2 protein-coding genes and 2 pseudogenes are annotated in these 6,000 nt (G+C 59.5%); 2 read left to right on the plus strand and 2 right to left on the minus strand.

Annotation, left to right across the window (positions count from 1 at the left end; genetic code table 11):
- The first annotated feature begins 1,813 nt into the window (after positions 1–1,813).
- Both AC1DIP_RS17380 and AC1DIP_RS17385 read left to right on the plus strand, forming a co-directional pair.
- Complete coding sequence (locus AC1DIP_RS17380) at positions 1,814–2,500, plus strand: hypothetical protein (protein WP_463961823.1); 687 nt, start codon at positions 1,814–1,816, stop codon at positions 2,498–2,500.
- A gap of 79 nt (positions 2,501–2,579) precedes the next feature.
- Positions 2,580–3,236 carry a glycosyltransferase 87 family protein gene (locus tag AC1DIP_RS17385; protein WP_476210784.1) on the plus strand — a complete coding sequence of 219 codons (657 nt, stop codon included), beginning with the start codon at positions 2,580–2,582 and terminating at the stop codon, positions 3,234–3,236.
- 111 nt (positions 3,237–3,347) lie between these two features.
- Here AC1DIP_RS17385 and istB read toward each other — a convergent pair.
- Together istB and istA are read right to left on the minus strand one after the other, a co-directional pair.
- Positions 3,348–4,159: pseudogene (gene istB, locus AC1DIP_RS17390) on the minus strand (IS21-like element helper ATPase IstB).
- Positions 4,156–5,841: pseudogene (gene istA, locus AC1DIP_RS17395) on the minus strand (IS21 family transposase). Before istA ends, istB begins: the two co-directional pseudogenes overlap by 4 nt.
- Positions 5,842–6,000 lie beyond the last annotated feature (159 nt).

Below are 6,000 nucleotides of genomic sequence, written 5' to 3' on the forward strand. Positions count from 1 at the left end.
TCCCGGACACTAAGGGCATGGGGAACAAAGCCGGCCGTCCCACTTCCTTGCAGCTGGGACACCCCGCACGGAACAACCCTCGCTTATTCCTGGGATTCGTGGGAGTGCTTGGTTTTGCCGTCTAGTCTCGTTTGATCATGTCAAGTATTTTTGGCCCCACCATGGCGGCTATATGTGGCCCCACCTCGTAGAGGTTTCCGGTTAGCGGTGGTGGCGGGACCGGACGGTCTCACGGCATAGCACCCCTACCGGGGGGTCAACGGGGAAGACACAGATGGAGTCGAGAGTGGAGCTATGCGCCCGGATGCCAGGATTAAGGGCTCATCGATCAGTCTCTTGCGAGGGAACACCGGGTCAAAGGGTCAGCGGCTTAAAGAACGCACCCAGCCATATTCCCCTTGGCGAGAAGCCAAGACAGAGGGATCAACGAAATTATGGTCGCCCAGCGATACCCGGCTCGATCCTCCAGCGGCCGCACTGGACGCCGTATCCACCCGAAGCATTGATAAATCCAAGCTATTTAGAATTGGCCAGTATTCACTATTGACCTTCCAGAAAGCTGGGATAAAGTTTGGGCTAGACCGCGTCTTTCGCGGGCTTAGCTTTGGGGGAAGCTACGTAATCCCCTGCGTAAGAGGGGGATTACATGCAGGCAAGATCCTTAAAGGCAAGAATACTTACCGCAATGATGACGGCAGCGATTCTTGTGGTTGGACCCGGTCACGGCAGCGAATGCAGGTACCGGAGCGCCGACCGCGACATCTGAGTCCGTTACCGTCTACACGCCCATGGTCGTGGCTGGGTATGACGCTGAGGTGGCCGAGGCAAACGGCTTCAAGATCGTAACTCACGCCGATGGCTCTCAGGAGTCCGTACCGGTAACAGCCGCCGCCGCTGCCCAGCGCGAGCGGGCTGACCAGCTCCGCGCGGCCAACCAAAAAGTGCCCGTACTTCAGCGGCATTGACGGTCTGTGGTGACTCCTGGCTCTCGGGCGCAAAGGTCGACAACAATGTAGTTGTATTCCAGACAGGCTTTACTGTCTACGGGGCCGCTTACCAACATAGCTGGACGGTATACGCCACAGGAGCGATAACCGGGAACTCCTGGTCCACCAGCGGCCCGGGCCCTGCCTCGGGTAACAAGAGCTGGGAAGGCGCCATAGGCAATGTCATTGGGCCGGGAATCGCAGGTGTTCCGTGGGGCTCAAACTCCGCTTCGGTCATCCTTGTCGATGGCACAGTGTGCTGGTCAGACGGACCCAATTTCGCCTTTGGGTAAATAGGCCAGATAGTGGGGCTGATTCCATCGAATCAGCCCCACAGTCATGCTCCCTCAAACTGCGCTCACCCGTCGTCCTCAGCCTCTGCGTGGAGTGAGGGGGGCGACCCGCCCTTCTGCGTACGCACGTCGCTTCGGGCTTGACCGTCCTCCACGAAAGTAATCCTGATTTGGCTCCCCCACCTAAGAACCGACCCTGGTGAATGATCCTGGGAGGTCACCCAGAACGGCCTCGGCCATGTACGCGTGCGAAGCCCCGGACCCGTCAGGGTCACCGGCTGCGAGACCAAACCCGATGTTCGCCGCACTCTCTTCTGCAATGTGCACAGGCTGCCCAACGAGATCGGGAACAGTCAGCGAATGACGTTCAACCATGTCTGCATCTCCTAGGGCAACTGATAGCCGCAACGGTGTAGTAAAACCCTATTTCACCAGAATAGGGCCGACGGCCGGATGAATCTTCGCCTGGACAATTGGGGGGGCCGAAACCCAATTCCCATTTACAGGTACCCTCGTGTGGTTCATAGTCGAGGTATGCGAGTGGCCGGAATTCTCCCCTCAGACGCTCCTGACCCGCGGGCCGGATGGGCCGAGCGCCTAAAGCTGATGCCCATTCCGGTGATGGGGCTCGCGCCTCAACCATCGTTGGAGGACACCGACAGCGTTGGTGTGACCTATGGCCAAGATGATCGTGGGTACAACGAGATGACGGCGAGCATCACCTATACGCTCTGGCGAAACCCGGATGACCGCTCAGACCCGGTAAACCTCGCGGACCTCAACGAGAAGACACGCAGATCGATCGAGGAAGTTCCGCCATGGCCGCGGCCCCCTTGGCTGATCGAGTACGTGGAGCGCCTGCGTTACCCGCAACTTGAGGAGGCCGTGCGAACCACCTGGCACCGCGATTCATCCGAGCGTTTTTCGGTTCGAAGCCTGTTGGTTGACCATGTCAACCACATCCTCATGAACCAATATCGGCAAGAGCTCTGGCCGGGCAGCAACCCGTGGGACCAGCACGCCCCCACAGTTACAGGCCGGATGGTCAACAGCCAGGCCAGGACCGTCATCAACGGAGTCGATATGCCCGGTGCAGAGGTCGATACGGACCCGTTCGTCTACGGTATCGGAGCCCAACTCGCAGGCGGCGGCGTGGTGACCGCTGTGCTTCCCCGCACTGAGCTCAAGCACATCCAAGTCCAATTCACGCCCCGGACCTAACGGTTCCATTCCAAACACAGCAACACCAAGCTTGACGTGGCCCCCTAGGGGAACCTCGTCCGTAAGCAACGTCTTCCTCATGGCACTCGTGCTGTTCGATATGTGCCGGCAACAGCAAAGCGGTCTTTCCCGGCGAATACCTTCCGGGGTGCTGGTAGGGCTCGCCGCAACCATAAAACTGACCCCTGCCTTGTTCATCGTCTGTTTGATCGTTTCCCGACAAAAACGAGCTGCTCTCGGGAGCTCACTGGCTGCCGTCGGGGCAACGCTCTTTGCGTTCCTGGTCTATCCCGACATGAGCTGGGACTTCATCACCCACGTTCTATGGAATCTCTCTGACAGGGTTTCATTGGACGGTTTCTTCGCGACATCGGGCAACAATTCGATCCATGGGGCGTTGGCGGCCGTGGGCAAATGGAGATCATTTCCGGCACTCCTGTTGGCGGTCTGCCTTGCCGCTCTCGGTCTATATGCTGCCGTTGGCGTTCACCGTCGCGGTAAAACCACCCAGGCAGTGATCCTGGTGGGCCTCACCGCCTGCGTGGTTTCACCCGTGAGCTGGATGCATCATTGGGTTTACCTGCTGCCCGCCATAATCATCCTCTGGAGGGAAGGCGGCCCGAAAACGCGTGCATTCTGCTACTCCAGCGGGGCCATACTCACAGCTACCGGGCCTAACCTCGGCGACGTTCTTCTCGACCTCGAACAGCCCCTACTGCTGCCTTTGGCCATCTAACTTCGTGAATCATTGCTCCTCACAGCCACAATCAGTGCAGTACTGCTCGCAAGAGGGAGTCAGCGCGAAACCATCCAATCGGGACGGTTGACTGTCACGTCGCGTTGATGGTTATGGATGTTGGGCGATGGTGTGGGCGAGTCGGTAGGAATCTGTGCCCGTTTCGATGATGGTGCCGTTGAAGGTGAGGCGGTCCACGATCGCGGCGCAGAGACGCGGGTCGGTAAACGTTTTGGTCCAGCCTGAGAATGACTCGTTAGAGGCGATCGCAATGGAGTTCTTTTCTTCCCGCTCAGTGAGGACTTGAAAAAGCAGCTCGGCACCACGGCGATCAAGCTCCATATAGCCCAGCTCGTCGATGCAAAGCAGGTCCACGCGGCCGTACCGGGCGATGGTCTTGGCCAGCATTTTTTCATCAGCGGCTTCGACGAGTTCGTTCACCAGGCGGGTGGCCAGGGTGTATTTAACCCGGTACCCCTTCTCTGCAGCAGCGGTGCCGAGGCCGATAAGCAGATGGGATTTGCCGGTCCCTGAGTCACCGATAAGGCATAAGGGAGCGCCTTTGCGGATCCAGTCGCCGGCCGCAAGAGTGTGGATCGTTGCGGGATTTATGTTTTGGTTCGCGTCAAAATCGAAGTCTCCAATCCACTTGTCCCTGGGAAGTTTGCTGCTTTGACGCGGCGGATCGAGGAACGTCGGTCACGGTCGTCGCATTCGGCCAGCAGCAGCTCAGCCAGGAACCCCTGATACGACAGCTGCTCTTTCCGGGCAACGCTCAGCGCTTCCTCCAGGACCGCCCTCACCGTGGGCAGCCGCAGGCGGCGGCAAGCTTGGTCCACGGCCGCGATTGCTGCTTGTTCGGTAAGGCCGCGCCTGCGGCGCAGCGTCGGGGTAATGGTGGCTGTCGGGGCTGTTGGACTCATGAGATGTTCTCCTTCGACGCTGTTCCCGCTTCGGTGGTGTGTTTACTGCGTTTGGCCAGCAATTCGTCATAGGCATTGACCGAGGGCAAGGGCCGGCTATCGTGTGGCAGGCCGGCGATCACCGCCGCGGGGTCTGTCAGCCGGCGCTGGGTCAGGCTGACAACTCGTTGCATTTTCACCTCACCGTGATCACCGTGATGACGGTCCGAGGTGGCCCCACCCGAGGAAACAGCTGCTGCGGCATGGCGTCGGGCTTCAACCGCAACAACGTCGGCGCTGACCGCTCCCACGCTGAGCGCAGCGATGATTCCTGCCTCAACGTCGAGAGGATCCATGCATCGGTGCAAGAGGAGGACGTCGATCAGTTCGCGCGTCCCGTCGGCATCACCATTGACCCTGCGGGATGCGGCCCAGAAGGCCTCATGGGCGGTCGTGAACGATCCCGACTCCCTCGCCCGTGCCAGAGCGGTGGACCCAGGCAACGCACCGGGTTTAGTCTTCAAGACCTCTAAATAGTGGTCCAACTGGACGGAGCATCCGGTCCGGGTTGCGATCCGTTGATGTCTGGCGACCATCAGGCGCCCGTCGAAGACCAAAACCTCAGAGGCGCGTAAGGACACCCGTAGCCTCCGGCCGATGAACCGTGCAGGGACGGAGTACTTCACCATCCTCACGGTGATCATTTATGACCGGTCGACCCTCGGGCTCAACGCTAGCCCAGGGTCAAACCCTTCCACCGGTAACGGATTCAGCCGGGAGCGTTCGGCTGCGAAGTCTTCGCCGATAGTGCGGATCCTGTCGTTGATCCGGCGGTTTTCATCGCGGGATTCCCAGTCCTTAATCCTCTCGTTGAGCTCGTTCAAGGAGGCCGCCACGGGCATCGGAGTGAGCCGGTTCCGGCGAAACCATCCCACTTCTCCTTCGACACCGCCCTTTTCATGAGCCCCGGCGATACCTGGTTGGCAGTAGAACGCATCAAACCCGTAATGGGAGCGGAATAGCACCCACCGGTCGTTTTCTTGCCTGTTCCGGCCCTGCCCGAACAACACCGAGGTAACTGCGCTGGTCAGGTTGTCGTATCGGATGTGTTTGACCGGGACTCCACCGATTTCATTGAAAGCCTCGATATGTCCCTCGAGAAATGCTTCTTGGGCCTGGGTCGGATAAACGCGGTGGATGGACTTACCAGAATGCGACAGTCGGAACACGAACATGTGGCACCTGGTCTTCACGCCATTGAGCACGACAAAGACCTCGCCGAAATCCACCTCAGCTTCAGCACCAGGGGCATGTTCCTGCGGGACGAAGACTTCGACTCGGCGGCCGGCTTCCACATCGATCTGCGCCCTGCGGACCCTCACGTAATCCCGGACGGTTGAATACGAGAGCTCCGTCGCCCCGTTCTCCTCTATCAGCCGCTCTAGGATTCTGCGTGCCGTATGCCGCTGTTTACGTGGCGCAGCCGTATCGTCGACAAGCATCTGGTCGACCGCAGCTTTGAACGGCTCCAATCGCCACGCAACACCCCGCCGCGGTTTCCTCTCCGGAGGGGCAGCTGACTCCAACGCCTGACGCACGGTTCTTCGGTGGACCTTGTGCCTGGCCGCCAACGCACGGACCGACAAACCCTCAACACGGGCATCCCGTCGGATCCGCGCAAACAACTCCACTCTCGACTCCATCCGGACCAACCTGGTTGGGTCCCCAGAGAGTAGTCCAGTGTTTGTGTGAGTTTCGTGTCCGAGAATGGACACAGGAGGAAATTCACGAATCATGGCACGCAGACACACCCCCGAGCAGGTCATCGCCAAAGTCCGGCAGGGCCAGAAGATGCTCAACGA

Source organism: Pseudarthrobacter sp. 05T312 (genome assembly GCF_056396685.1).

Excerpts from the sequence above, each read along its gene's own strand:
- AC1DIP_RS17380 (WP_463961823.1), top strand. The coding sequence starts at position 1,814 with ATGCGAGTGGCCGGAATTCTCCCCTCAGACGCTCCTGACCCGCGGGCC.
- AC1DIP_RS17385 (WP_476210784.1), top strand. The coding sequence starts at position 2,580 with ATGGCACTCGTGCTGTTCGATATGTGCCGGCAACAGCAAAGCGGTCTT.